20 protein-coding genes, 1 tRNA gene and 2 pseudogenes are annotated in these 23,397 nt (G+C 63.7%); 14 read left to right on the top strand and 9 right to left on the bottom strand.

Annotated elements, in window-relative coordinates:
* Positions 1–184 precede the first annotated feature (184 nt).
* Positions 185–2,794: a bifunctional aconitate hydratase 2/2-methylisocitrate dehydratase gene (gene acnB / locus DMX12_RS12190; protein WP_029888008.1), complete on the bottom strand. Its 2,610-nt coding sequence runs from the start codon at positions 2,792–2,794 to the stop codon at positions 185–187.
* A gap of 406 nt (positions 2,795–3,200) precedes the next feature.
* Here acnB and DMX12_RS12185 point away from each other — a divergent pair, with 406 nt between their 5' ends.
* Together DMX12_RS12185 and DMX12_RS12180 are read left to right on the top strand one after the other, a co-directional pair.
* The gene (locus tag DMX12_RS12185; protein WP_161892253.1) at positions 3,201–3,668 is read left to right on the top strand and encodes a DUF1289 domain-containing protein; all 468 of its coding nucleotides are present in this window, start codon (positions 3,201–3,203) and stop codon (positions 3,666–3,668) included.
* A 128-nt stretch (positions 3,669–3,796) separates the two neighbouring features.
* Entirely contained in the window at positions 3,797–4,393 is a 597-nt protein-coding gene (locus DMX12_RS12180; protein WP_110677771.1) for a hypothetical protein, read from the top strand.
* Between the two features lie 13 nt (positions 4,394–4,406).
* Here the strand turns inward: DMX12_RS12180 and queD are convergent, their stop codons facing one another.
* Positions 4,407–4,763, bottom strand: coding sequence for a 6-carboxytetrahydropterin synthase QueD (gene queD / locus DMX12_RS12175; RefSeq protein WP_009685940.1), 357 nt, complete (start codon positions 4,761–4,763; stop codon positions 4,407–4,409).
* 53 nt (positions 4,764–4,816) lie between these two features.
* Complete coding sequence (locus tag DMX12_RS12170; RefSeq protein ID WP_110677769.1) at positions 4,817–5,896, bottom strand: patatin-like phospholipase family protein; 1,080 nt, start codon at positions 5,894–5,896, stop codon at positions 4,817–4,819.
* A 201-nt stretch (positions 5,897–6,097) separates the two neighbouring features.
* Here DMX12_RS12170 and DMX12_RS12165 point away from each other — a divergent pair, with 201 nt between their 5' ends.
* From DMX12_RS12165 to DMX12_RS12145, 5 genes are all read left to right on the top strand, one after another.
* Positions 6,098–6,406, top strand: a complete 309-nt coding sequence (locus DMX12_RS12165) for a PepSY domain-containing protein (RefSeq protein WP_110677767.1) — start codon at positions 6,098–6,100, stop codon at positions 6,404–6,406.
* The gene (locus DMX12_RS12160) at positions 6,406–6,720 is read left to right on the top strand and encodes a PepSY domain-containing protein (RefSeq protein ID WP_009685937.1); all 315 of its coding nucleotides are present in this window, start codon (positions 6,406–6,408) and stop codon (positions 6,718–6,720) included. Before DMX12_RS12165 ends, DMX12_RS12160 begins: the two co-directional genes overlap by 1 nt.
* Positions 6,721–7,389, top strand: coding sequence for a response regulator transcription factor (locus DMX12_RS12155; protein WP_009685936.1), 669 nt, complete (start codon positions 6,721–6,723; stop codon positions 7,387–7,389).
* Entirely contained in the window at positions 7,386–8,702 is a 1,317-nt protein-coding gene (locus DMX12_RS12150) for a sensor histidine kinase (protein WP_009685935.1), read from the top strand. Before DMX12_RS12155 ends, DMX12_RS12150 begins: the two co-directional genes overlap by 4 nt.
* A 251-nt stretch (positions 8,703–8,953) precedes the next feature.
* A complete protein-coding gene (locus DMX12_RS12145; RefSeq protein WP_110677765.1) occupies positions 8,954–10,111 on the top strand; it encodes an HPP family protein in 1,158 nt (385 codons plus the stop codon).
* Here DMX12_RS12145 and DMX12_RS12140 read toward each other — a convergent pair.
* Entirely contained in the window at positions 10,085–10,951 is an 867-nt protein-coding gene (locus DMX12_RS12140) for a LysR family transcriptional regulator (protein WP_009685932.1), read from the bottom strand. The two genes, DMX12_RS12145 and DMX12_RS12140, sit on opposite strands and share 27 nt — an antisense overlap.
* A 178-nt stretch (positions 10,952–11,129) precedes the next feature.
* On the opposite strand from DMX12_RS12140, the gene DMX12_RS12135 reads away from it, so the two are divergent.
* The gene (locus DMX12_RS12135) at positions 11,130–13,019 is read left to right on the top strand and encodes a propionyl-CoA synthetase (protein WP_110677763.1); all 1,890 of its coding nucleotides are present in this window, start codon (positions 11,130–11,132) and stop codon (positions 13,017–13,019) included.
* 5 nt (positions 13,020–13,024) lie between these two features.
* On the opposite strand, the pseudogene zapE reads toward DMX12_RS12135, so the two are convergent.
* Together zapE and DMX12_RS12125 are read right to left on the bottom strand one after the other, a co-directional pair.
* A pseudogene (gene zapE, locus DMX12_RS12130) lies at positions 13,025–14,092 on the bottom strand (cell division protein ZapE); the annotation flags it as partial.
* 130 nt (positions 14,093–14,222) lie between these two features.
* Positions 14,223–14,465: a DUF465 domain-containing protein gene (locus DMX12_RS12125; RefSeq protein WP_009685928.1), complete on the bottom strand. Its 243-nt coding sequence runs from the start codon at positions 14,463–14,465 to the stop codon at positions 14,223–14,225.
* Positions 14,466–14,722: 257 nt separating this feature from the next.
* Here DMX12_RS12125 and DMX12_RS12120 point away from each other — a divergent pair.
* A tRNA-Gln gene (locus tag DMX12_RS12120) sits at positions 14,723–14,797 on the top strand.
* Between the two features lie 141 nt (positions 14,798–14,938).
* Here the strand turns inward: DMX12_RS12120 and DMX12_RS12115 are convergent.
* The 3 genes and pseudogenes from DMX12_RS12115 to DMX12_RS12105 all read right to left on the bottom strand — a co-directional run bounded on the left by DMX12_RS12115 (position 14,939) and on the right by DMX12_RS12105 (position 20,077).
* Positions 14,939–17,337 (bottom strand): annotated as a pseudogene (locus tag DMX12_RS12115) (response regulator).
* A 13-nt stretch (positions 17,338–17,350) separates the two neighbouring features.
* Positions 17,351–17,812 carry a response regulator gene (locus tag DMX12_RS12110; RefSeq protein ID WP_009685925.1) on the bottom strand — a complete coding sequence of 154 codons (462 nt, stop codon included), beginning with the start codon at positions 17,810–17,812 and terminating at the stop codon, positions 17,351–17,353.
* A gap of 6 nt (positions 17,813–17,818) precedes the next feature.
* Positions 17,819–20,077: an ATP-binding protein gene (locus DMX12_RS12105; RefSeq protein WP_110677761.1), complete on the bottom strand. Its 2,259-nt coding sequence runs from the start codon at positions 20,075–20,077 to the stop codon at positions 17,819–17,821.
* A 267-nt stretch (positions 20,078–20,344) separates the two neighbouring features.
* Here DMX12_RS12105 and DMX12_RS12100 point away from each other — a divergent pair, with 267 nt between their 5' ends.
* From DMX12_RS12100 to DMX12_RS12080, 5 genes are read left to right on the top strand one after another with little or no spacing between them, the layout of a single operon-like run.
* Positions 20,345–20,872 (top strand): spore coat U domain-containing protein, encoded by a 528-nt coding sequence (locus DMX12_RS12100; protein ID WP_110677759.1) that lies wholly within the window; start codon positions 20,345–20,347, stop codon positions 20,870–20,872.
* Positions 20,873–20,902: 30 nt separating this feature from the next.
* Complete coding sequence (locus DMX12_RS12095) at positions 20,903–21,439, top strand: spore coat U domain-containing protein (protein ID WP_054913375.1); 537 nt, start codon at positions 20,903–20,905, stop codon at positions 21,437–21,439.
* A gap of 18 nt (positions 21,440–21,457) precedes the next feature.
* On the top strand, positions 21,458–21,988 hold the full coding sequence (locus DMX12_RS12090) for a spore coat U domain-containing protein (protein WP_110677757.1): 531 nt from the start codon (positions 21,458–21,460) through the stop codon (positions 21,986–21,988).
* 3 nt (positions 21,989–21,991) lie between these two features.
* The gene (locus DMX12_RS12085) at positions 21,992–22,495 is read left to right on the top strand and encodes a spore coat U domain-containing protein (RefSeq protein WP_009685919.1); all 504 of its coding nucleotides are present in this window, start codon (positions 21,992–21,994) and stop codon (positions 22,493–22,495) included.
* A 39-nt stretch (positions 22,496–22,534) separates the two neighbouring features.
* Positions 22,535–23,311 carry a molecular chaperone gene (locus DMX12_RS12080; RefSeq protein WP_110677755.1) on the top strand — a complete coding sequence of 259 codons (777 nt, stop codon included), beginning with the start codon at positions 22,535–22,537 and terminating at the stop codon, positions 23,309–23,311.
* The last annotated feature ends 86 nt before the right edge of the window (positions 23,312–23,397 follow it).

Here is a 23,397-nt window from a genome sequence, read left to right as displayed (position 1 = left end):
TGGCTAACACTTCCCCTTGCCGGGTGTGTAGAGGACTTTCACCTCCAAGTCACCCGCTCGGCTACCGCAACCAAACGGGTTGCGCTAACGCGCAACGCGCCATGCCTGGCGCACAACAAAAAAGCCCCGGCATTTCTGCCAGGGCTTCTTCTTGTAGCTTGCAGCTTACAACTTGCCGCTCAGCTTACGCCTGTACCACCGGGATCTTGGCGTTGGCAGCCGCTTCGCGGAACTCGGCGATCTGGTCGAAGCTCAGGTAGCGGTAGACGTCGGCAGCCATGCTGTCGATGTCTTTGGCGTACTGCATGTACTCTTCGACGGTCGGCAGCTTGCCGATGATCGAAGCCACGGCAGCCAGCTCGGCCGACGCCAGGTACACGTTGGTGGCGTCGCCCAGGCGGTTCGGGAAGTTACGGGTCGAGGTGGAGACCACGGTCGAACCGGTCTGCACACGTGCCTGGTTACCCATGCACAGCGAGCAGCCTGGCATTTCCATGCGTGCACCGGCCTTGCCGTAGATGCCGTAGTAGCCTTCTTCGGTCAGCTGGTGTGCGTCCATCTTGGTTGGCGGGGCCAGCCACAGACGGGTCGGAATACCGCCCTTGACCTTCTCCAGCAGCTTGCCGGCAGCGCGGAAGTGGCCGATGTTGGTCATGCACGAACCGATGAACACTTCGTCGATTTTCTCGCCCTGAACCGAGGACAGCAGGCGCGCGTCGTCTGGGTCGTTCGGCGCGCAGAGCACAGGCTCTTTGACGTCGGCCAGGTCGATCTCGATGATTTCGGCGTACTCGGCATCGGCGTCGGCCGACAGCAGCTCAGGCTTGGCCAGCCAGGCTTCCATGGCCTGGGCGCGGCGCTCGAGGGTACGGGCGTCGCCGTAACCTTCGCCGATCATCCAGCGCAGCAGGGTGATGTTGGACTTCAGGTACTCGGCGATGGCCTTTTCCGGCAGCTTGATGGTGCAGCCGGCAGCCGAGCGCTCGGCCGAAGCGTCGGACAGCTCGAAGGCTTGTTCGACAGTCAGTTCGTCCAGGCCTTCAATTTCCAGGATGCGGCCGGAGAAGGCGTTTTTCTTGCCTTTTTTCTCGACGGTCAGCAGGCCTTGCTTGATGGCGTAGTAAGGGATGGCATGGACCAGGTCACGCAGGGTGATGCCAGGCTGCAGCTTGCCCTTGAAGCGCACCAGGATCGACTCTGGCATGTCCAGCGGCATGACGCCGGTGGCCGCGGCGAACGCAACCAGGCCGGAACCGGCCGGGAACGAGATGCCGATCGGGAAGCGGGTGTGCGAGTCGCCGCCAGTACCCACGGTGTCGGGCATCAGCATGCGGTTCAGCCAGCTGTGGATGATGCCGTCGCCTGGGCGCAGCGACACGCCGCCACGGGTGCGGATGAAATCTGGCAGGGTGTGGTGGGTGGTGACGTCGATCGGCTTCGGATAAGCCGCGGTGTGGCAGAACGACTGCATCACCAGGTCAGCGGAGAAGCCCAGGCAAGCCAGGTCTTTCAGCTCGTCACGGGTCATCGGGCCGGTGGTGTCCTGGGAGCCGACGGTGGTCATCTTCGGTTCGCAGTAGGCACCTGGGCGCACGCCCTGGCCTTCAGGCAGGCCACACGCACGGCCGACCATTTTCTGGGCCAGGGTGAAGCCCTTGCCGCTGTCGGCTGGCTGCTCCGGCTTCTTGAACAGCTCGGATGGGCCTTGGCCCAGTTCGGCACGGGCTTTTTCGGTCAGGCCACGGCCGACGATCAGCGGGATACGGCCGCCAGCGCGCACTTCATCCAGCAGCACTTCGGTTTTCAGGGCGAAGGTGGTGACCAGCTCGTCGCTGCCATGGCGGCGCACTTCACCTTTGAACGGGTAGACGTCGATCACGTCGCCCATGGCCAGGTTGGTGCAGTCGAACTCGATCGGCAGGGCGCCGGCGTCTTCCATAGTGTTGTAGAAGATCGGGGCGATCTTGGTGCCGAAGCAGAAACCACCGGCGCGCTTGTTCGGCACGTACGGGATGTCGTCGCCGAAGAACCACAGCACCGAGTTGGTGGCGGATTTACGCGAGGAACCGGTACCGACCACGTCACCGACATAGGCAACCGGGTAGCCTTGGGCCTTGACCGCTTCGATCTGGGCGAGTGGGCCTACCGAACCCGGCTGCTGCGGCTCGATGCCGTCACGGGCCATTTTCAGCATGGCCAGGGCGTGCAGCGGGATGTCAGGGCGCGACCAGGCATCGGGTGCAGGGGACAGGTCGTCGGTGTTGGTCTCGCCAGGCACCTTGAACACGCTCAGGGTGTACTTGTCGGCGATGGCCGGGCGCGAGGTGAACCACTCGCCGGCAGCCCAGGATTCCAGCACGGCCTTGGCATTGGCGTTGCCAGCCTTGGCTTTTTCGGCCACATCGTGGAAGGCATCGAACATCAGCAAGGTGTGCTTGAGCTGTTCGGCCGCGACGGCGCCCAGTTCGGCGTCATCCAGCAGCGCGACCAGCGTTTCGATGTTGTAGCCGCCCTGCATGGTGCCCAGCAGTTCGGTGGCGTGCTTGCGGTCGATCAGCGGCGATTGGGTTTCGCCCTTGGCGACGGCAGAGAGGAAAGCAGCCTTGACATAGGCAGCTTCGTCGACCCCTGGCGGTACACGGTGGGTGATCAGTTCTACGAGGAAGGCTTCTTCGCCGGCCGGCGGGTTTTTCAGCAGCTCGACCAGGCCTGCGGTTTGTTCGGCGTTCAGCGGCTGGGGCACGATGCCCAGGGCGGCGCGCTCTTCGATGTGTTTGCGGTAGGCTTCAAGCACAGTTATTTCCCTCATCAGTGGTCCCTAAAGGGGGTCCGGGACGCTCATCCAGCATTCAATGCACCCATGCGCCGCCACGGCTTTTTGAGCCGCCCGGCCAGGGTCGCAAAGAATCCTTACGGAAGCTGCTTTCAAAGTTTTACGCCTGCAGAACGGGGTGCTGATGAGGGCTGGCGCGGGCATGCGAGGGATGCATGGCCCGGGCCAACGCCGTTCTACCGGATCAACTGTGCTCGTGACGCTTTGAAAACAGCTTCCTACGGACATTGTTGCCTGTGAAAAGGCGGGATGATTCTACGGCAAAAAAAGCCCGAAGGTAAGGCGCAGAACATCACTTTAACGAGTGACCCTGGTTAGACAAAGGGCTAACATGGGCGCGTGTTCCACCGCCATGCTGTTGTTTTTCATGTCCAACAACTCCATCAAGACCCCTTGCGTCGGCCTGTGCTCCACGGTGTATGGGGATACGGTTTGCCGCGGCTGCAAGCGCTTCCACCACGAAGTGATCCACTGGAACGGCTACGATGACGCGCAAAAGCGCGCTGTGTGGCTGCGCCTTGAGCAGTTGCTGGTGCAGGTCATGATGGCCAAGCTCGAGGTGTTCGACAAAAGCCTGTTGCGCCAGCAACTGGAGCAGCGCTCCATCCGCTTCGTCGACCAGCAGTCGGAATATTGCTGGGCGTACCAGCTGATCGCCCGCGGTGCGCGGATGATCCGTGATCTGGAAGCCTACGGCATGGTACTGCTGCCGGAATTCCGCGATTGGGAACTGCCGCAGTTGCGCGATGCCATCGACCGCGAATTCTTCCTTTTGTCCGAAGCGCACTACCAGCGTTACATCGCCCCTGCGTTTCTCGCCAGCTCGCTGGGCTAAGCGCTGGCATCAGCGCCTTCGCCGCGTTCACGCCTTGTTTGCATGGCCTGGGAGCGGGTTCCGGCTGCAAGCGGGCAACAGTACTCACTACTGTCTTCCTTTTCCGCCAGTGAAGAGGGCTCGACGGCATGTCCCACTACCAATTCCAACCTCAGAAAAGCTTCACTGCCAGGCTGTACTGGCAGCCACGCTTGAGCACGCAAGGGCAGGTTCAAGGCGTGCCCATCGGTGACACAGGTAATGGCGATTCGCCCTTTACCAGTGGTGGCTGGCTGCACGCCGGTGAAGACCATTACACCGACACGGTGGCACCGGCGTATGTGATCTCACGGCGCAAATTCCGCACGCTGTTCTGGTTCGGCTGCTACGAGACCGATGGTGAGTACGACTTCGAGATCCGCGCCGTGGGTGACGAAGACAGCCATCCGCACTGGCGGCGGCTCGGTCACCGCCTGGATGTCAGCCGCAACGGCTATCTGGCCCTGTACTCGGCCGCGCAGACAGTTGGCCATGACGCCCTGGCTGCCGGCACCATGCTCTGGCGCCTCGATGGCCTGGCGCCAGAGCAGCTTGCCGAAGGCGATGCGGTCAGCGACGTGAGCCTGGTTAGCCTGCATGGCAAGACGGTCAGGCGGCTGGTCGAGGACGGCTTTCCCTACCTCAGCGAGGTGCAAGGTGAAGCAGGCTACCTGCATTTGCAGGTGCTGAGCATAGGGGCCGCCTGACCCTGGCGGTGTTTCAGTCGCCGTAGTATTCGCACCCGCTGGTGCAGGTCTCGTGGATGCGGACTTTGGACAGCTCCGGCAGCAGCGGCTTGACCTGATCCCAGATCCACTTGGCGATTACCTCGCTGGTAGGGTTTTCCAGGCCGGGGATGTCGTTCAGGTAATTGTGGTCGAGCTGCTCGTAGATCGGCTTGAAAATGGCCTTCACCTCGGCGAAGTCACGGATCCAGCCGGTGTGCGGGTCCAGCGGGCCGGTCAGGTGCAGGCCGACCTTGAACGAGTGGCCGTGCAGGCGGCCGCATTTGTGCCCGGCAGGCACGTGGGGCAGCCGGTGGGCCGATTCGAATGTAAATTCCTTGAAGATTTCCACGCTGTCAGAACTCTGAGTGAATCAATAATGCGCGCAGTTTAACAGCATGACCGCTACAAGGCTTGCAGGCGTTCATGCAGCCGCCCGGTGGCGATCAGTTCCAGCAATTCGTCGCCCAGCCGCTGGCTTTCGGCAATGGCCTTGTACCAATAGCGTTTGCGCCCCGCGGCATCGCCCATGAAACGCTTGAAGTCGTTGCGGTCTGGCAACTTGCCGAAGGGCAGGGCGGCCAGATAGTGCGGTGAGGGCGTCATCAGCAACACGTTCTGCAGTCGCCTGGCATCGCCCTTGCGCCAGGGCAGCGCCTTGTCGAACCAGCCGGGTATGACCTTGTCGGTGAAGTGCGGGTACAGCACCAGGTCGTCGCCGTGGTAAGGCAGGTCGAGGTGGTAATCGAGCAAGCCGCCGTCGCGGTAAGTACCGGCGCCCGCTCCAGGAATATCCTTCACCCCCTGCATGACCATCGGGATCGAGCCCGAGGCGAGCAGGGCCTGGCGCAGGTTGGCCAGGTCCAGCGGCAGGCAGCGCGAAGGGAAGTCGGTCAAGGCATCGAGCGGCGGCGCGCTACGCCCGTCATGCAGGATGATGCGTTCGAAGTGGCGCGCCAGGCGTGCCCGGCCCAATAGATTGCTGGCGACCACCGAGCCCAGGCCGAGGCCCAGGCGGGCACGCTGGTCGTGGGCGAGCTGACCGTGGCTTTTCACCACCAGAATGTTCAGGCGATAGTGCGGGTTGGCCAGCAACTGGGCGTCGCGGCCCTGCAGCAGGTCATCGAGCATTGTTGCGCAACTGCGGCTGATTTCGGCCGGTGTTACCCCTTTGGCGAAGTCTTGCTCGGTATACAGTTCGCCAAGCCGGCGGATGCCGGCCACCGGGTCTTGCAGGCAGGCACTGGCGAACCGCCAGGCGCCGATCGAGGCGCCGATCAGCGCGCGTTGGCGCGGTGCCGACGGTAGCCACTCACCGAACAGGGCCAGGTCCAGGCCTTGGATGCCGAGTGGCTTCGGCCCGCCCGCTGCGCCTGGCAGCACACCCACATCGGCCGCCTGTAGCCCACGCTCGCGGATGTGCTGCAGGGCACGTTGGCCCGCCTTGAACGTGAGCGCAGGGTATTTGATGTGGATGGCGCTCATGACGGATCTCCTGGGTATCGAGCCGGTGATTATAAGGTTCGGTGAAGCGAATACTGCGTGCCGATGCAACGGCGCGGTGGAACATCACACGGCCCCGCAGGCTGCGCTATCATGCCGCCCGTTGCTTTCAGGTTGAATTAAGGACCGCCGGGTAATCTTAACCCCGTAGACAACTTGTACAGCTCTCAGGAGAGAAGCACGATGAAAACCTTGACTGCCCTGTTCACCGCCGCCGCCCTTGCCCTGGGCGCCAATGCCGCTTTCGCCAAGGATGTGCAGCCCGACGAAGTGGTCAAACTGGTAAACACCAAGACAATCAAGTCGCTGGACGAACTCAAGGCCACTGCCATGGCCAAGCACCCCGGCGCCACCGTTACCGATTCCGAGCTGGAAGACGAGTACGGCCGTTACATCTACAAAGTCGAGCTGCGCGATACCCAGAACGTGGAATGGGACGTGGCACTGGATGCCAAGACCGGTGAAGTGGTGAAGGACGAGCGAGACAACTGATGCGTCGCTTACCACGGCCAGCGCGCTACCTGGCGCTGGCGCTGCTGGCCGTGTGCTCGCTGGCAGCCGCCCGCGACCTCGACCAGGATGAAGCCCTGAAACTGCGGCAAAAGGGCGTCATCCTGCCACTCGAACAGTTGCTGGAAACCGCCCTGGGGCGTTACCCCGGGGCGCGTTTGCTGGAAGCCGAACTGGAAGAGGACGATGATCGCTACGAATATGAGGTGGAGCTGCTGACGCCTGCTGGCGTGGTTCGCGAAATCAAGCTTGACGCCAGCACCGGCGCCCTGCTCAAAGATGAGGAAGACGACTGAATGCGCCTGTTGCTTGTCGAGGACAACGTACCGCTGGCCGATGAGCTGATTGCCGGCTTGCAACGCCAGGGCTATGCCGTGGACTGGCTGGCCGATGGCCGTGACGCGGTGTACCAGGGCCAGAGCGAGCCTTATGACCTGATCATCCTCGACCTCGGCTTGCCGGGCATGCCGGGCCTGGAGGTGCTCGCCCAGTGGCGTGCCGCTGCGTTGGCCACGCCGGTGCTGATCCTGACCGCGCGCGGCTCTTGGGCCGAGCGTATCGAAGGGTTGAAGGCAGGGGCCGATGACTACCTGAGCAAGCCGTTTCACCCCGAGGAGTTGCAGTTGCGCATACAGGCGCTGTTGCGCCGTGCCCGCGGCCTGGCCAACCAGCCCAGGCTGGAAGCCGCCGGCTTGCATCTGGATGAAGGCCGCCAATGCGTGAGCCGCGACGGTGTAGATATCCAGCTGACCGCTGCCGAGTTTCGCTTGCTGCGCTACTTCATGCTGCACCCGCAGCAGATCCTGTCCAAAAGCCACTTGGCCGAACACCTGTACGACGGTGAAACCGAGCGTGACTCCAATGTATTGGAGGTGCACGTCAATCACTTGCGCCGCAAGCTGGGGCGCAGCGTGATCGAAACCCGTCGTGGGCAAGGTTACATCTACGCCGGGAGCGCCGAGTGAAGTCGATCCAGGCGCGTTTGAGCCTGGGCCTGGTCGCTGTGCTGGTGGTGGTAGGCGTGGTGCTGGCACAACTGACCCTGTGGTTGTTCGAAGCCGGCCTGCAACGCTACCTGGAAAACGGCCTGCGCAAGGAAAGCGAGAACCTGCTGGTGGCCCTGGTGCGGGGTCCGTCCGGCCTGCAGCTGGACGAGCGGCGTATCTCGGCGGCTTACCAGCGGCCGTTTTCCGGCTACTACTTCCGTATCGACTTCGACCAGGGCACCTGGCGTTCTCGTTCATTGTGGGACCTGGATATGCCCAAACCGGCGGCCCCAGGGCTTTCCGACAGCCATGAGCTGCGGCCGGAAGGGCAGCACCTGTTGGCACTGCGTGCCGACTACCGGCGCCTGGGGCAGGATATTTCCATCAGCGTGGCCCAGGACTATTCCCCGGTACGCCAGGGGTTCCGGCGCCTGCAACAGATCGGCCTGGGCATGGGCCTGGTGGCGCTGATCCTGGTGCTGGTGTTGCAGCGCATCACCGTCACCCGCTCGTTGCGGCCGCTGGAGCGGGCACGCCAGCAGATCGCCCAGCTGCAGCAGGGGCAGCGTTCGCAACTGGATGCCGAAGTCCCCAGCGAGCTGGCCCCGTTGGTGGGGCAGATCAACCATTTGCTCAGCCACACCGAAGACAGCCTGCGCCGTTCCCGCAATGCCCTGGGCAACCTTGGCCATGCGCTGAAAACACCGCTGGCGGTGCTGCTCAGCCTGGCGTCGAGCGAGCGCCTCAAGGATTTGCCGCAAGTCAGCGCGCAGATGCGTGAGCAACTGGAGCAGATCCAGCAACGCCTGGCCCGTGAGTTGAACCGGGCGCGCCTGGCCGGCGACGCCCTGCCAGGCGCGCAGTTCGATTGCGATGCCGAGTTGCCCGGCCTGCTCGAAACCCTGGGCATGATCCATGGCGAAGGTTTGCTGCTGGCCAGTGATGTGCCGCCCGGGCTGTCACTGCCATGGGACCGGGAAGACGTTCTGGAGCTGCTGGGCAACCTGCTGGACAACGCCTGCAAATGGGCTGACAGCGAAGTGCGCCTGGGGGCCGAGGCGGATGCCGAAGGGTATCGGCTGTGGGTCGATGATGATGGGCCGGGCATTCCCGAGGGGCAGCGCCAGCAGGTGCTGGGGCGCGGGTCGCGGCTGGACGAGCAGGTGGACGGGCACGGCCTGGGCTTGGGCATCGTGCGTGACATCGTGGAGGCCTGGGGAGGGCAGTTGGCGTTGCAGCAAAGCCCGTTGGGCGGGCTGCGGGTGAGCCTGAACCTGCCGCGCAAGGCCTAGTGGTCCCGAGCCGCGCCTGCGGCTGCGGCGGCCTGCTTTGCCGATAGGCACTGCAAAAAAATTGCAGTACAGGCGCATTTTTTTGAATTGGCCCAATCGCGCCGCGCTCGGCACAATGCCTTCACGAAACCGTGCGGTTTCCATCTCTCCATGGACGGAGCCCCTTGTGATATTGCCTGCGCAATACCAGGCCCAGGCAGCTGCCCTGGGCTTTCTTTTCAAACCGAAAAAAACACGACCCGATAGTTCAAATGCCTGTCTCGCGTTCCGAAAGTCGTCTGCTGCGGTTATTGCCGCCCGCCCTGAATATCCCCCCCAAAGAATGGTTGCGTGCCGGTATTGGCGCACTGCTTGGCTTGTTCCTCGCCGGCTGGCTGACCAGCATGGCCTACGGCCCGGGCATTGCTCTGCACTTGCTCGGCCCGTTGGCCGCGTCGGCGGTGCTGGTGTTCGCGGTGCACTCCGGCCCGTTGGCCCAGCCTTGGCCGGTGCTGGGCAGTTACGCCCTGGCAGGCGCTGTTGGCCTGGCCATGCGCCAGGGGTTCGGCCCCGAGTTGTGGGTAGCCGCCGTGGCGCTGGGGATCTCGATCCTGGTCATGTGCCTGCTGCGCTGCCTGCACCCCCCGGGTGGCGGGGTGGCCGTGAGTGCGGTACTGGCCGACCCGGGCCTGACCGCCCTGGGCGACCACCTGTTGCAACCGGTGTTGCTCAATGCACTGATCCTGGTAACGGTGGCAGTGCTCTACAACCGCCTGACGGGCGTGCGCTACCCCAAAGGCGCGGTAATCCGCAAGGACCTGCACCATACCCATGACCCACTGCCTACCGAGCGCGTTGGCGTGCGCAGCGAAGACCTGGACCATGCCCTCGAAGAGCTGGGCGAGTTCGTGGACGTCACCCGGGACGAACTGGAGCGCATTATCCTGGCCACCGAGCAGCATGCCTTGCAGCGCAGCCTGGGCGGCATCACCGCGGCGTCAGTGATGTCTCGCGATGTGCAATTCGCCAGCCCCGACACGACGTTGGAGCAGGCCTGGGCCATGCTGGCCAGCCATCATCTGAAAACACTGCCGGTGCTGCAGCACGGCAAACTGGTGGGCATTGTCAGCCTCAGCGATCTGGTTGGCCCGGCCATGCAGCGTGGCCGTTTCACCTGGCGCGGACTGTTTGGCCGCCCGCCCGTGCGCCTGGCCCAGGTGATGATGCAGCCAGTGGTCAGCGTCAGCAGCCAGCACCCGCTGGAGCGCCTGCTGCCGCTGCTGTGCGAACAAGGCCTGCATTGCCTGCCGGTGCTCGACGATGGGCGCCTGGTGGGGGTGATCACCCAGACCGATCTGATCGCCGGCCTCAAGCGCCAGTTGCTCAGCAAGGCCCAACAGGTTTCAGAGAACAGGGTCCCAGCGTTGTGACCAGTCGCTTGCGCCGGCGGCCACCAGCCGGCGCAGCACGCTGAATGCCTGTTGCAGGGCTTCGCTGTCGCGTTTGCGCGGGTAGACCAGATAGGTTGGGTAAGTGAATTCCGGCGCGTGCGGGACTCGCTCGAAAACCCCACTGTCGAGGTAGGCCTGGACCACCCGTGTGCGGAAGTAGCCACTACCGCCTTGGTCGAGAATGAACTGCAGCGCCAGTGGCCCGAGGTTGAAGCTCAGCGCCGGGCGCGCGCAGTCGGGCAAGGCCGCGTCATGCTGGCGGCGGAAGGCCTGGCCCCAGTCGATGTAGATATACGGCTCGGGCCGATCGACCCGGCGCACGCGGATCAGCTTTTCTTCCATCAACTGCTCGACCTGCAAACCCGGGCCATAGGTTGGCTGGTAGACCAGCGCAGCGTCCAGCAGGCCCATCTCGACCTTGCGCAGCAGCGCCTCGCCGTCGCTGACCTCGCTGCGGATCGCGTGGCTGGGCAGTTCGCGATGCAGGGCGCTGACCCAATCGAGCATCATCGGGTTGCCCAGGCTCACTTCACCGCCTACATGCAGCACCTGCTGGCAGCCCTCGGGCAGCGGCAGGTCACGGCGCGCCGCCTCCCAGGTCTGCACCAGCTGGTTGGCATAACTGACGAAAGCTTCGCCATCGCAGGTCAAGCTGGCGCCACTGCGGCTGCGCACGAACAACTGGCAACCCAACTGCTGTTCAAGGCGCTGCACCCGGGCGGTGATCGCCGTTTGCGAAACGAACAGGCGCTCGGCGGCAGCGACCAGGCTGCCGCAACGCACGATCTCCAGAAAGGTACGGGCCTGTTCGATATCCATGGGCTGCTCGGTGGCTTGAGGGGGGCCTATTCTAGGGGTTTTGCACCGAAATAGGGCGCATTGGCGCGTTATGCAAATTTGCAGGTCGGTTGTGACTTTAGTCGCCTGGCGAGGCGGGCGGTGCAGGCCATACTTCAGGTTCGCCCTTCAATAACAACAAAATCGGGTTCCTTTCGATATGAGCTACCAGCACAGCTACGCCCAGTCCATCTCCGACCCTGCCGCTTTCTGGGCGGAACAGGCCGCTCACCTGGCCTGGTATCAAAAACCTGCCCAGGTCTTGCAAAAGAACGCCGATGGCACCCACCGCTGGTTCGCCGATGGCCGGCTCAATAGCTGCTATCTGGCCCTCGATCACCAGATCGAGCAGGGCCGCGGCGAGCAATTGGCGCTGATCTACGATTCGCCGGTGACTGGCGTGCAGCAAACCTACACCTACCTGCAGTTACGCGACGAGGTGGCGCGCCTGGCCGGCTTGCTGCGTGAACTGGGCGTTAACAAAGGCGACGGCGTGATCATCTACATGCCCATGGTGCCGCAGGCGGCCATGGCCATGCTGGCCTGTGCGCGGATTGGGGCGGTGCACTCGGTGGTGTTCGGTGGCTTCGCCGCCAACGAGCTGGCCCTGCGCATCGATGACGCGCGGCCGGCGCTGCTGCTGACGGCTTCCTGCGGGCTGGAGTTCGACAAGGTGATCCCCTACAAGCCACTGGTCGACCGTGCGCTGCAACTGGCCAGGCACCAGCCGCGCTCGGTGCTGGTGCTGCAGCGGCCGCAGATGAAGGCCGATCTGCTGCCAGGGCGCGACCTGGATTGGCAGGTGGCGGTGCAAACTGCCAAGCCGGTTGAGCCGGTGGCGCTGGATGCCGGTGACCCGCTGTACATCATGTACACCTCGGGCACCACGGGCAAACCCAAGGGCATCGTCCGCGAAAACGGCGGCAACGCGGTGGCACTGTGTTACGCCATGCGCCATATCTACGGCATGCAAGCCGGTGATGTGTGGTGGGGCATTTCCGATGTGGGCTGGGTGGTGGGGCACTCGCTGATCGTCTACGGGCCGTTGATGAGCGGCTGCACCACGATATTCTACGAGGGCAAGCCGATTCGCACGCCAGACGCCGCTGCCTACTGGCGGGTGGTCGAGCAGTTTCGGGTCAATGCGCTGTTCTGTGCGCCCACGGCCATGCGTGCCATTCGCAAGGAGGACCCGCAGGGCGAGCGGGTGCGCAACCATGACCTCAGCTCGCTGCGCCACGTATTCCTGGCGGGTGAAAAGCTCGACTCGAGCACCCATCAGTGGCTGGAGCAGGTGAGTGGCAAGCCTGTGCACGACCATTGGTGGCAGACCGAGACCGGCTGGCCAGTCACCGCGCCCTGCGTAGGGCTGGAGGGCAGCGCGGCACGGCCGGGTTCGAGCAACCGCGCCGTGCCCGGCTATCACGTACGTGTGCTGGACGACGAAGGGCGCCTGCTGGGCCCCCACCAGCAGGGCTCGATCGTGATCGCCCTACCATTGCCGCCCGGTTGCAGCCAGACGCTGTGGGGCGACCACGCACGTTACCTGCAGGCCTATCTGCACAGCTACCCTGGCTACTACCACACGGGCGATGGCGGCTACCTGGACGATGATGGCTTCGTTTACATCATGGGGCGCACCGATGATGTGATCAACGTATCCGGGCATCGGCTTTCCACGGGGGAAATGGAAGACCTGGTGGCGCGCCACCCGGCGGTGGCCGAGTGCGCGGTGATTGGCGTGCATGACGAAATAAAGGGCCAGGTGCCGTTGGCGCTGGTGGTGCTCAAGGACGGCGAGGGCATTGCCGAGGCGCAGTTGCTGGTCGACCTGGTGGGCTGCGTGCGCGAGGAAATAGGCCCATTGGCGTGCTTCAACCGAGTGCGGCTGGTGAAGCGCCTGCCCAAGACCCGCTCCGGGAAGATCCTGCGGGCGGTGTTGCGCAAGATTGCCGATGGGCAGGACTACGTCCCGCCTTCGACCCTGGACGACCCGGCAGTGTTGGGGGAAATCGAGGTGCTGCTGGCTGATCTGCCCAGGGCGGTGTAGCCCTGCGGCCCGACCACCTGCAGCTGCCCCAGGCGGCTGCGGGTGCGCATCAGGTCGGCAAGCGGCCCACCCAGGCTTTCTTCCAGTGGTCGTTTGCCGATCACCGTCACCTGCCTGTCCTGGTCGTACAGCACATCCACCAGGTTGACGAAACGTTGTTGCGCCGCCAGGGAGCAGTCCGCCAGGTCCTCCAGCCCATCGATGACCCATTCGTCGTACTGCTCGGCCAGCACCAGGTAGTCGATCACCGCCGTGGCCTTTTCGCACAGGTCGTCGAAGCCGAGCACCACGCGCCGGCCCTCCACCGCAAGGGCGCGCAGTGGGCGCTTGTTCACGTCCAGCTGCACTGGCCGTGGCGCGGGTACCTGCAACGCCTGGCGCTGCGCGGCAGTGCCGGGCCATACATAATGCCCCTGGGTGAACCGCTGCTGCTCGCGGTTGGCCGGCAGGCTGCGAAAGTCGGTATCGCCACCGACTTCCAGGACCTCCATCGAGCTGTTGATCAGGCGGATCACTGGCAGGAAACGCTCATGGTACAGGGGGTTGGGCAGCAGCCCCTCAGGCGCGTAGTTGGACGTCACCAGCAAAAACACCCCGCGGCTGAACAAGGCATTGAACAGCCGGGTGAGCAGCATGGCATCGCCAATGTCATGTACATGGAATTCATCGAAACACAGCACCCGGCAATCGCCTATCAGCTCGTCCAGGGTCGCGCCCAGTGCGTCGTCCAGCGCCCGGTGGCGATGCATGCCTTGGTGCAGGCGGGCAAAAAAATCATGAAAGTGCAGGCGCTTCTTGGCTTCGACCGGTACGGCCTGATAGAAGCCGTCGAGCAGCCAGCTTTTGCCCCGGCCGACCGAGCCGTACAGGTACAGGCTACGCGGCTGGCCTTGCTCCAATTGTGCCAATTGCCTGGCCATGCAGTGGATCACCCGGCGCTGGCCATCGCTGAGCTGATAACCGCGGCTGTGCGCCTTGTCTTCGAACCAGGTGAGCAGTTCGCTCTGATGCGCGGCAGCGCCGCGCAGGCGTTGGCCAAGTTGGCGCAGCGGGGTAGGGATCCAGGCAGGCAAAAGCACAGCTCCTTGGGCATTGACGGGGCAGTGTGCAGCTTGCCCGAGGGCGGCGATTTTGACCAATAGAGAAATTGCGCGGCAATCATCACTTCTCGCGATAGGTGTCGCCGCCACGGCTGTCGCTGGGCTATGCCTTGCGTTCCAGCTGGCGCTCGATCATGTACTTCACCGCCAGGCGGCGCTCTTTCAGGTGGCGCAGGTCCTCGTCGACGAAATTGCCTGCCGAGATGGCCTCGGCGGCCAGTACCTGGTTGTCGATATCGACGTACTCATCCAGCAAGCGATCCAGTGCCTTGTCGGCCTGGCGACGTTGTTGAACGATCTCGCGTGGGTAGTGCAGGTCCTGGTAAAGGTCGTGAGAGACAGGCATGGGTTCCTCCTTGGTCAATGCAGATGGGTTATCTGATTTGAAGGGAGGAACGCGAATGTGTTGAAGCGAAGCGAGAAGAAAACGACGGATGGTAGGCGGCGGCGGCAGAAATGACTAAGCCGCTGTTTTTTGGCAATTTTTTTTCATCAGGGGGTTCACAGACCGAAACTTTGTTGTTAAAGTGCCGCGCATTCCAAGACAACACGCAGTTGTCACTCACTTGGAATTGTCAGAGCAGCTCACGCTGCATCCGATACAGGGGCGTCGCCAAGCGGTAAGGCAGCAGGTTTTGATCCTGCCATGCGTTGGTTCGAATCCAGCCGCCCCTGCCATTTCCCAGTTCCAAACGTAACTTGCCCGGTGCTTATTCTGATGAGCGTCGGGTTTTGTCGTTTCTGCGCGTGCGAAATGCCACACTCACTGTGGCCGCAGCGTTGCGTTGGCCCAGGGCCGCAAAGCGGCCCAGCCATTGGTCAGCCCTGGCGCACTGCCAGGCCGCCCAGCATCTCGTTGAGCACCCGCGCCAGTTCATCGGCTTGCACCGGTTTCTGCATCACCAGGCTGCCCGGCAATTCCAACCCTTGCAACTCCGCATAGCCGGTAAGAAACACCACCGGCAAGTGCGGGCGCCGTTCGCGGGCCGCCAAGGCCAGTTGCCCACCGTTGAATTCCGGCATGGCGAAATCGGTCAGCAGCAAGTCGATCTCGTCATCCAGCAACGCCAGTGCCTGTTCGCCGCTGTGCGCCTGGCGCACCTGGTAGCCGTACTGGCGCAGTACATCGCCGAGCATGTCACGTACCAGGTGGTCATCGTCCACCAGCAGTACGGTCCGGTTACGGCCGCTATCGTTGATCGAAAGGCTGAGCACGGCAGCTGCCGGTTCACTGACCGCGCGGTCTTTCACTGCTGGCAGGTATACCGCCACCTCGGTACCACGCCCTGGCTTGGTGTCGATGCGCACACCACCACCGGACTGTTTGGCGAAACCAAAGACCTGGGCCAGCCCAAGCCCTGAACCCTTGCCGATATCCTTGGTGGTGAAGAACGGCTCGAACACCTTGGCCACCACCTCTTCGCTCATGCCGCACCCGGTGTCGCGAATGCTCAGCATCACGTATTCGCCTCGCTCAGGGTCTTCCGGGCGCTGTGGGGGGTTGTCGATGCAGGTGTTGTGGGTCGCCAGGATCAACTGGCCGCCATCGGGCATGGCATCGCGGGCATTGATGGCCAGGTTGAGAATGATCATTTCAGTCTGGGTCGGGTCGGTCAGCGCCTGCCACAGGCTTGGGTCCAGGTCCAGGCGCACCGAGATATTGCCGCCCAAGGTGCGGCGTAATAGTTCCTCAAGGCCCGCCAGGGTGCGGTTGAGGTTCAGCGGTACCGGTTCCAGGCGCTGGCGACGGGAGAAGGCGAGCAATTGCGAGGTCAACTTGGCACCGCGCTCACCCGCTTCGCGAACATGCTTGAGGCGCGACCGGGCTTTGTCCAGGTCGCCCCGGGTCAGATCGCGCTCAAGGAAACTGGCACCGGTGAGGATCACGGTCAGCAGGTTGTTGAAGTCGTGCGCCACGCCGGCAGTCAGCTGGCCGACCGCTTCCAGGCGTTGCATCTGCTGCAAGGCGGCCTCGATGCGCTCGCGCTCATCGATCTGCTCGCGCGGCGGGCATTGGCTTCGGCCAGGCCCAGCGCGGTTTCGCGCTCGCTGGTGATGTCCCGGGCGACCACGTAAAGCAGGGTGTCTTCGGGGACCACGACCCACGACAGCCAGCGTTGCTGGCCACTGGCGTGAAGGATGCGGCCAACGAAACGCACGCTGGTACGGCCGTGCGCGAGCGCGGCCAGTTCGGTCAACAGCAGTTCCTGATCGCTGTCGGGCAACAGGTGCAACAGCGACGACTGGCTCAGGCGCTCGCGGGAAAAGCCCAGGCTGGCTTCCCAGGCGGGGTTCAGCGCCACCGGGGTGAGGTCCTTGTTCAGCACTGCCAGCAGATCCTGTGACAGCTCCCAGGCGCGGTCGCGTTCACGGGTACGGCGTTCCACCCGCTCGCCCAGCATCTCGTTGAGCTGGCGCAGTGCCTGGGTGGCCAGGCGCTGGGTGTTGATGTCTTGCAGCACGCCGGAAAAGCGCACGCACTGGCCGTTCACGAACTGGCTCTGGCCACTGCTGAGCAACCAGCGCGGCTCCTGGCCACTGGGTTGGGCAGTGCGAAATTCCACCCGGTATTGGCCACCGCTTTCGGGCAGCATGGCGTATTCGACGGCATTGCGCACCAGCGCAAGGTCGTCTGGGTAGATGCCGTCGTAGAACACCTGCATGGTCATTTCCATGCTGGCGGGCAGGCCGAACAGGGTCTTGCAGCGCTCGTCCCATATCAACGAGCCATCTTGCGGGCGCAGGTCCCAGGTGCCCATGCCTGCGGCGTCGATGGCGATGCGCGCCCGCGCCTCGACATCGACCAGTGCCTCCTCGGCGCGGCGCCGGCGCTGGCGCTCCTGCACTTCGGTCATTGCCCGGCGTACCGCCTTGGGCAGTAGCGGCAGGTTCTTCTTCAGCACATAGTCGGTAGCGCCCAGGCGGATCATTTCCACGGCATGCTCTTCGCCGTAGATCCCGGAGAGAAAAATGAACGGGGTATCGGCAGCCAGGCGCTGGGCGATGGCCAGCACCTCGGTGCCGGACGAGCCCGGCAGCACGCAGTCGCAAAGGATCAGGTCGTAGTGGTCCTGCTTCAGGGCATGCTCGACCCCCGTATGGTCGAATACCAGATGCGATTGCACATGCAGCCCGCTGCGCTCCAGGCGCATCAAGGTCAGCTCGGCGTCCATCGAGCTGTCTTCGACCATCAGTAGTTTCAACGGCGTTTGCGGCATCGTTGCGGCGGCCTCAATTGCTACCGCGACGGTTCAGCCGCAGCGAGCCAGGTGGTGGTTCATTCAGTACGGCCCAGAAGATGCCCAGGTCGGAAATGGCGGCGACGAATTCCTTGAATTCCACGGGTTTGACCACATACGCGTTCACCCCTAGCTCGTAGGCGCGCAGCAGGTCGGGCTCTTCGCGGGACGAGGTCAGCATGACCGTGGGGATACTACGCAGCTCGGCAGTGGCGCGCACTTCCTTGAGCACCTCCAGGCCGTCGACTTTGGGTAGCTTCAGGTCCAGCAGCATTACAGCAGGGTTGCCGTCATCACGATCGGCATAGGCGTTGCGGCGCAACAGGTAGTCCAGCGCCTCGGCACCGTCGCGCAGGACGATGACCTCGTTGGCCAACTGGCTACGCTCCAGAGCCAAAAGCGTCAACTCCAGGTCTCGTGGATTGTCTTCGACCAGCAGGATGGGTTTGAGCATGATTGTTCAGGTGCCTCGGGTAGTCGCGGGTTGGCGCGGTAGAGAAAAGTGGAAACTGGCGCCATGGTCGATCTGGCCCTCGGCCCAGACACGGCCATCATGGCGCTCGATGATACGGCGCACGCTTGCCAGGCCAATCCCTGTGCCTTCGAACTCTTCCATGCGGTGCAGGCGCTGGAATACCCCGAAAAGCTTGTTGGCGTAGGCCATGTCGAAGCCCACGCCGTTATCGCGGATACAGATTTCGGTTTCGTCCGGGTGTTGCTCGGCGCTGATCGAAATGCGCGCGGGCTCACGACCGCGGGTGTACTTGATGGCATTGGCGATCAGGTTGTGCAATGCCAGGTTGATGAATGCCGGGTCCCCGATCACCTTCGGCAGTGGCGCGATGTCCCAGATGATCTCGCGGCCTTGGTAATCGGGCGCCAGTTCGCTGCGGATAGCCTCGACCAGGGCGTTCAGGTCGACATCGGACATGCGCAGGGCAGAGCGGCCCATTTGCGAGAAGTTGAGCAGGTTGTCCACCAGGCTGCCGGCGAAATTGGCGGCTTCACCGATGTGCTGCAGGAAGCGCTGGCCACGCTCGCTCAACCCTGCGCCCTCGATTTCGCCGAGCAGCTCGGTATAGCCGGCAATGTGCCGCAGCGGCGCGCGCAGGTCGTGGGAAACGCTGTACGAAAACGCCTCGAGTTCCTTGTTGGAACGGCGCAGTTCACCGGCCAGCTGTGCCAACTCTTCGGCCTTGCGCAGCACAATGCCAAGCACTGCGGTGCGCAGCTCCTGTACGCCCTCGACCACCAGTGGCTCCCAAGGTGCGCAGTAGCCATGCAGTCGCTCCTGCCAGCGCTCGAAACTGTGCCGCGGGTCGAGGTTGCCCTGCGGCCCCACCTGCTTGGTCGGCTGGCCTGCCCAATTCACCGTGCGTACCTGTTCGGGGCGGAACCACAGCAGGTAGTGCGAATGGATCTGCGAAATCGCGACGGCCAGAACGCCACCGGCATGGTCTGCCAGCTCGGGCAACTCGTCGATGTCGCGGCGCACGTTGTCGGTGCAAAATACATGTTCGTCGCCACGTTGGCTCAGCCAGTGCACCAGCGCCGTGACCTGGGCGGTGGGTGGCGTCTGGCCGAACAGGTGGCAGCGCTCTGCCGAGATCACCGCGGCGCCCTGGGCGTCGGCAAAGGCCAACAGGACTTCGGGCACCTCGCGCAGGCCATCGCTGACGCTGTCATGGTCGGCCATGGACGAAATCATGCGGACAATGTGCTGGCGCAGTTCCAGGACCTTGCTGGTGCTGGCATGTGACTCGCGGGATTCGACCTGCAACGACAGCACGCTGGCCAGTAGCTCGCAGGCGGTGCGCGTACGCAAATCTACAGGCCTGGGTTGCTGATGGTGGCAAGAGATCAGCCCCCACAACTCGCCATCGGCCACGATCGACAGGGACATCGACGCCAGGGTACCCATGTTGCGCATGTATTGCAGGTGCACCGGTGAAACGCTGCGCAGTGTCGCAAAGCTCATGTCCAGCGCCTTGCCGGTACGCGGGTTGGCTGCCGGCAGCAGCGGCGAAGGCTGGTAGTTGGCGTCCTCGATCACACGGATACGGTTGACCCTGTACAGTTCGCGCGCCTGGCGCGGGATGTCCGAGGCCGGAAAGCACAACCCCAGGTAGCTTGGGTAGCCCGGGTCGGCGACCTCTGCCAGAACCTGGCCATTGCCTTCTGCATCGAAGCGGTAAGCCTTGATCCGGCCAAAACCGGTGATGCGCTTGAGTTGAACCACCGTTTGCTGCAGCAGCTCTTCAAGGCTGCCGGCCAGGTGCAGGGTGCTGACGAAGTTGCGCACCAGCGGGTAGTAATCGCCTTGCCCGGTGAGGTCGGACGGCAGCCGCGGTGGTTCGAGTTCGGCGATCAGCACCTGATCGTGACGGTGGGCCAGCAGGTGCAAGGCGGCGGTGTGCGGTGCCCCTTCGCACAGGTGCACATCACCAATGTGAAAGGGGAATACTTCGTCTTCGGGTAACCGCGAAAGGTGCATGCGCAAGTCGAACCCGCCACTGACCAGCTCGGCGAAATGGCAACCGATAAGCTCCCTGGCCGGCTTGCCCAGCCACTGTTCGACGTTTTCACTGGCCTGGAGTACCCGCAAGTCGGCTTCGTCGACGACCAGCAGGAAACCGTGGGGCTGGACGCTGCCGGGCACCTGGATCGGTTCCTGAGCGCAACGCTCCACGGCTTGGGCGAGCGTGCTATCTGCAGTCATCAATTGAAAGCTCCTGTCTTGTCGGTCCATGCTTGCCGCACGAGTTTGAGGCAGGATGATGGAGGTACACCTTATCAGAATATCGGCCCATTCGCCGGCTTCTGGCCATTTGAGGTCTGTGAATCACGATGGGTTCTGCCCCTTGCAGGTTTTTTTTCATCGAACGCTATCGCTTTGTTGCTAATACCAAAAAACGGTCGGTTGCAGCTTTTGGCGCCGTGCCTTGCTGCTAGGCTCAACTGAGCATAGAGCGATAAGGACAACAAGGTGAAGGAGCGCTTACTGGCCGGGTTGTTTGGCCTGTTACTGAGCAACGCTGGGGCAGCGGCAGACTTCCTGGTGGAGGTGCGGGTACTGGTGCAGCGCGGCTGCATTCTGGTCACCCAGGCCCGCGACGCGGGCGCGCAGGCTGCTGGGCGAATCGACCTGGGTGCTGCGCCGCGGCTGGATGGCCCGGCGGCACCGCTGGCCGGGGTGTTGCTGAGCCAGCGCCCCCCGCGCCTTGAGTGCAACCCCGACACGCCTTATCAAGTACAGGTCGACGGCGGCCAGCACGGCGGCACTGGCGACGTGCGTTACCTGGCCAGCGACGACGCCCCGGGCCGGCCTATTCCTTATCGGCTCTATCGCGACGCGGCCTGGCGCGAGCCACTGCCAGTGAACGTTGCGCAGGCGGCCCGGGTGCCCGATAGCGGCTCGGCCGAATTGCCGCTGTATGCGCGAATCGACACGCTGGCCTGGGTGCCGAAAGCCGGCCTGTACGCCGACCTGTTGAAAGTCACGGTCACTTGGTGAGGATGCTGCCATGCACAAGGACGCGCAGCCATGAACCGCACCTCGATCCTGCTGTTGACCCTGGGGCCTTTACTGGTACCAGGCGGTGCAGCGCATGGCAGCGCCACTGGCTTCATTCAGGCGCGGCTGGTGATCAGCGCCGCCTGCCAGATCAGCAGCAACGAAGCGCAACCGGCGACCCTGGCCAACCCGGGCTTGCTGGACTTCGGCGAGCGGGGCCCGAACTGGGACCAGCCGCTGCGTAGCCGGGTGGATGAAGCAGGCGGCGAGGGCAGCCTGCAAATCAGTTGCACCCCCGAAGTGCGTGCATTCAACGTGCGCATCAATGGTGGCATGCATGGCGACGACGGCATTCGCCGCCTCAGCAACGGCAGCCAGCTGATTCCTTATCAACTGGCACTCGACCCGGGCGGCAACAGCCGCTACGGCATTGGCCAGGCACGGGCCTTCACCATCAGCAGCACGCAACAGATACCGATCCCCATCTATGGCGTGGTTGTGGCGCAACCGCGCGCGCTGCCAGCCGGGCTGTACCGCGACACCCTCCGGGTGACCCTGGACTGGTAACCACGCAAGGAGACTCCGATGCGAACGACCCTTTCATGCTGCATCCTCGCCGGCCTGGGTTTGGCCCTGGCCACGCAGGCCCAGGCCGCCACGGTGACCGGGACCATCAACTCGACGCTGACCTTGACGGCGGCCTGCCAGGTCAATGGCAGCTCAGGCACCTCGGGGTTGAACTTCGGCTCGCTGGATTTCGGCACCCAGGATGCCTTGTTCACCACGGCCAACGCACAGGTGCTGGGTAGCGGTGGCGCGCTGAGCATCCTGTGCTCGGCGGGCACGGTGCCGGCGATTCGCGTGCGTGCAGGGTCGCATGACGGCCAATCGACCGGCGGCACCCGTGCACTGGCTGACGGCGCGGGGAATTTCGTGCCCTACGACTTCTATACCGACTCCGGGCGCACCACCGTGTTGGCCATCGATGGCACCATCACCCTGCCAACCAGTACCGGTGTGGCGCAAACCGTCAACCTGTACGGCCAGGCGCGTGGCAAGGCCGGGTTGCCGGCTGGGGTGTACACCGACACGGTAGCCGTCGAGTTGTCGTTCTGAGCCATGCGCCATTGGCTGACGGTGGGCCTGGCTGGCCTTGGTGCGCTACTGGCGGCGCCACTGGATGCGGCCACTACCAGCACCTTCACGGTCGCGGCGCAGGTCGCTGCCGGTTGCCTGGTGGTGGGCGGTGTCAGCCAGTATGGGGTGCTGAACTATGGCACCCAGTCGGCGTTGTCCACCAGCGTGCTCAGTACCTCACTGGGCGGCACCACGGTGACCTTCCAGTGCACCCCGGGTGTGGCGGTGAGCATGAGCCTGGGCGGTGGCCAGAACAGTACCAGCGGCACGCGCTATCTGAAGAACACCAGCGGCAGCCAGGTCCTGGCCTACCAGTTGTACCGGGATGCCGCCTACAGCCAGCCGTTGGGCATAGGGCAGAGCGCCACAGTGAGCTACAGCGACGCCACGGCGATCAAGCTGCCGGTGTATGGGCGGGTTCAGCTGACCGGTAAGCTGCCGGCAGGGACTTATACCGATGTTGTGCAAGTGATGGTGACCTGGTGAACGCCAGCGGCGCCAATGACCAGTGCTAAGGAGAGCTTGATGGCAGTAGGCGCGAAGTGGGCGCGAGGGCTGATCGGGTTGTGGTGGCTGGCCAGCCTGCCGGCTGGTGCAGCCACCTCGGTGTTGATCTGGCCGATCGACCCGGTGCTGGAGGCCGACCAGAAGGCCGGCGCACTGTGGCTGGAAAACCGCGGTACCGAGGCTGCCAACTTGCAGGTGCGGGTGTTTGCCTGGCACCAAGGGCGTTACCAGGAGCAGTTCCAGGCCCAGCGCGAGATCATCGGCAGCCCCCCGGTGGCCAATATTCCTCCTGGGCAGAAGCAATTGATCCGCCTGACCCGCACCGGCCCTTCACCTGCCGGCCAGGAAAAGGCCTATCGCATCATCATCGACGAAATTCCGCCGGCCATCCCGCTCGACAAGGCCGGCCCCGGCACCACGGCCGCCATTCGGCTGCAGATGCGCTATTCCGTACCGCTGTTCGTCTACGGCGAAGGGCTGTGGGGCAAGGCGGACCCCGAGGGCCGCCGCACCGCCGCCAGCGTGGGCAAGCCCCAGTTGAGCTGGCGGCCTGTCACGGTGCAGGGCAAGCCTTATGTGGAGCTGCGCAATACCGGCCCGGTGCATGCACGGCTGACCGACGTGGTGCTGCAGCAGGGCGGCCAGCGCAAGGCGCTGGTCGAAGGTTTGCTGGGCTATGTGCTGCCGGGCGCGAGTATGCGTTGGCCGGCACCCGTGGCGCCGAATACAGGCAGTGTGCTGCAAGGCCGGGTCAACGGCCAGGCCACGGCCGACACCCTACCCCAGGGGCAGTGAACCCGCACCAGAATGCAGCGCAGGGGCCAAGGAGGACCCGGCAATGGTTGGATACCGTGTGTGAAATGGCTAGCGCTAAGGTTGCG

This window comes from Pseudomonas sp. MB-090624 (genome assembly GCF_003205245.1).
Lineage (GTDB): Bacteria > Pseudomonadota > Gammaproteobacteria > Pseudomonadales > Pseudomonadaceae > Aquipseudomonas > Aquipseudomonas juntendi.
Note: the sequence above shows the minus strand (reverse complement) of the source record. Positions and strands in the feature narration are given on the sequence as shown.

Excerpts from the sequence above, each read along its gene's own strand:
- DMX12_RS12185 (WP_161892253.1), top strand. The coding sequence starts at position 3,201 with ATGTCCAACAACTCCATCAAGACCCCTTGCGTCGGCCTGTGCTCCACG.
- DMX12_RS12180 (WP_110677771.1), top strand. The coding sequence starts at position 3,797 with ATGTCCCACTACCAATTCCAACCTCAGAAAAGCTTCACTGCCAGGCTG.
- DMX12_RS12170 (WP_110677769.1), bottom strand. The coding sequence starts at position 5,896 with ATGAGCGCCATCCACATCAAATACCCTGCGCTCACGTTCAAGGCGGGC.
- DMX12_RS12165 (WP_110677767.1), top strand. The coding sequence starts at position 6,098 with ATGAAAACCTTGACTGCCCTGTTCACCGCCGCCGCCCTTGCCCTGGGC.
- DMX12_RS12160 (WP_009685937.1), top strand. The coding sequence starts at position 6,406 with ATGCGTCGCTTACCACGGCCAGCGCGCTACCTGGCGCTGGCGCTGCTG.
- DMX12_RS12155 (WP_009685936.1), top strand. The coding sequence starts at position 6,721 with ATGCGCCTGTTGCTTGTCGAGGACAACGTACCGCTGGCCGATGAGCTG.
- DMX12_RS12145 (WP_110677765.1), top strand. The coding sequence starts at position 8,954 with ATGCCTGTCTCGCGTTCCGAAAGTCGTCTGCTGCGGTTATTGCCGCCC.
- DMX12_RS12140 (WP_009685932.1), bottom strand. The coding sequence starts at position 10,951 with ATGGATATCGAACAGGCCCGTACCTTTCTGGAGATCGTGCGTTGCGGC.
- DMX12_RS12135 (WP_110677763.1), top strand. The coding sequence starts at position 11,130 with ATGAGCTACCAGCACAGCTACGCCCAGTCCATCTCCGACCCTGCCGCT.
- DMX12_RS12125 (WP_009685928.1), bottom strand. The coding sequence starts at position 14,465 with ATGCCTGTCTCTCACGACCTTTACCAGGACCTGCACTACCCACGCGAG.
- DMX12_RS12110 (WP_009685925.1), bottom strand. The coding sequence starts at position 17,812 with ATGCTCAAACCCATCCTGCTGGTCGAAGACAATCCACGAGACCTGGAG.
- DMX12_RS12105 (WP_110677761.1), bottom strand. The coding sequence starts at position 20,077 with ATGACTGCAGATAGCACGCTCGCCCAAGCCGTGGAGCGTTGCGCTCAG.
- DMX12_RS12095 (WP_054913375.1), top strand. The coding sequence starts at position 20,903 with ATGAACCGCACCTCGATCCTGCTGTTGACCCTGGGGCCTTTACTGGTA.
- DMX12_RS12090 (WP_110677757.1), top strand. The coding sequence starts at position 21,458 with ATGCGAACGACCCTTTCATGCTGCATCCTCGCCGGCCTGGGTTTGGCC.
- DMX12_RS12085 (WP_009685919.1), top strand. The coding sequence starts at position 21,992 with ATGCGCCATTGGCTGACGGTGGGCCTGGCTGGCCTTGGTGCGCTACTG.
- DMX12_RS12080 (WP_110677755.1), top strand. The coding sequence starts at position 22,535 with ATGGCAGTAGGCGCGAAGTGGGCGCGAGGGCTGATCGGGTTGTGGTGG.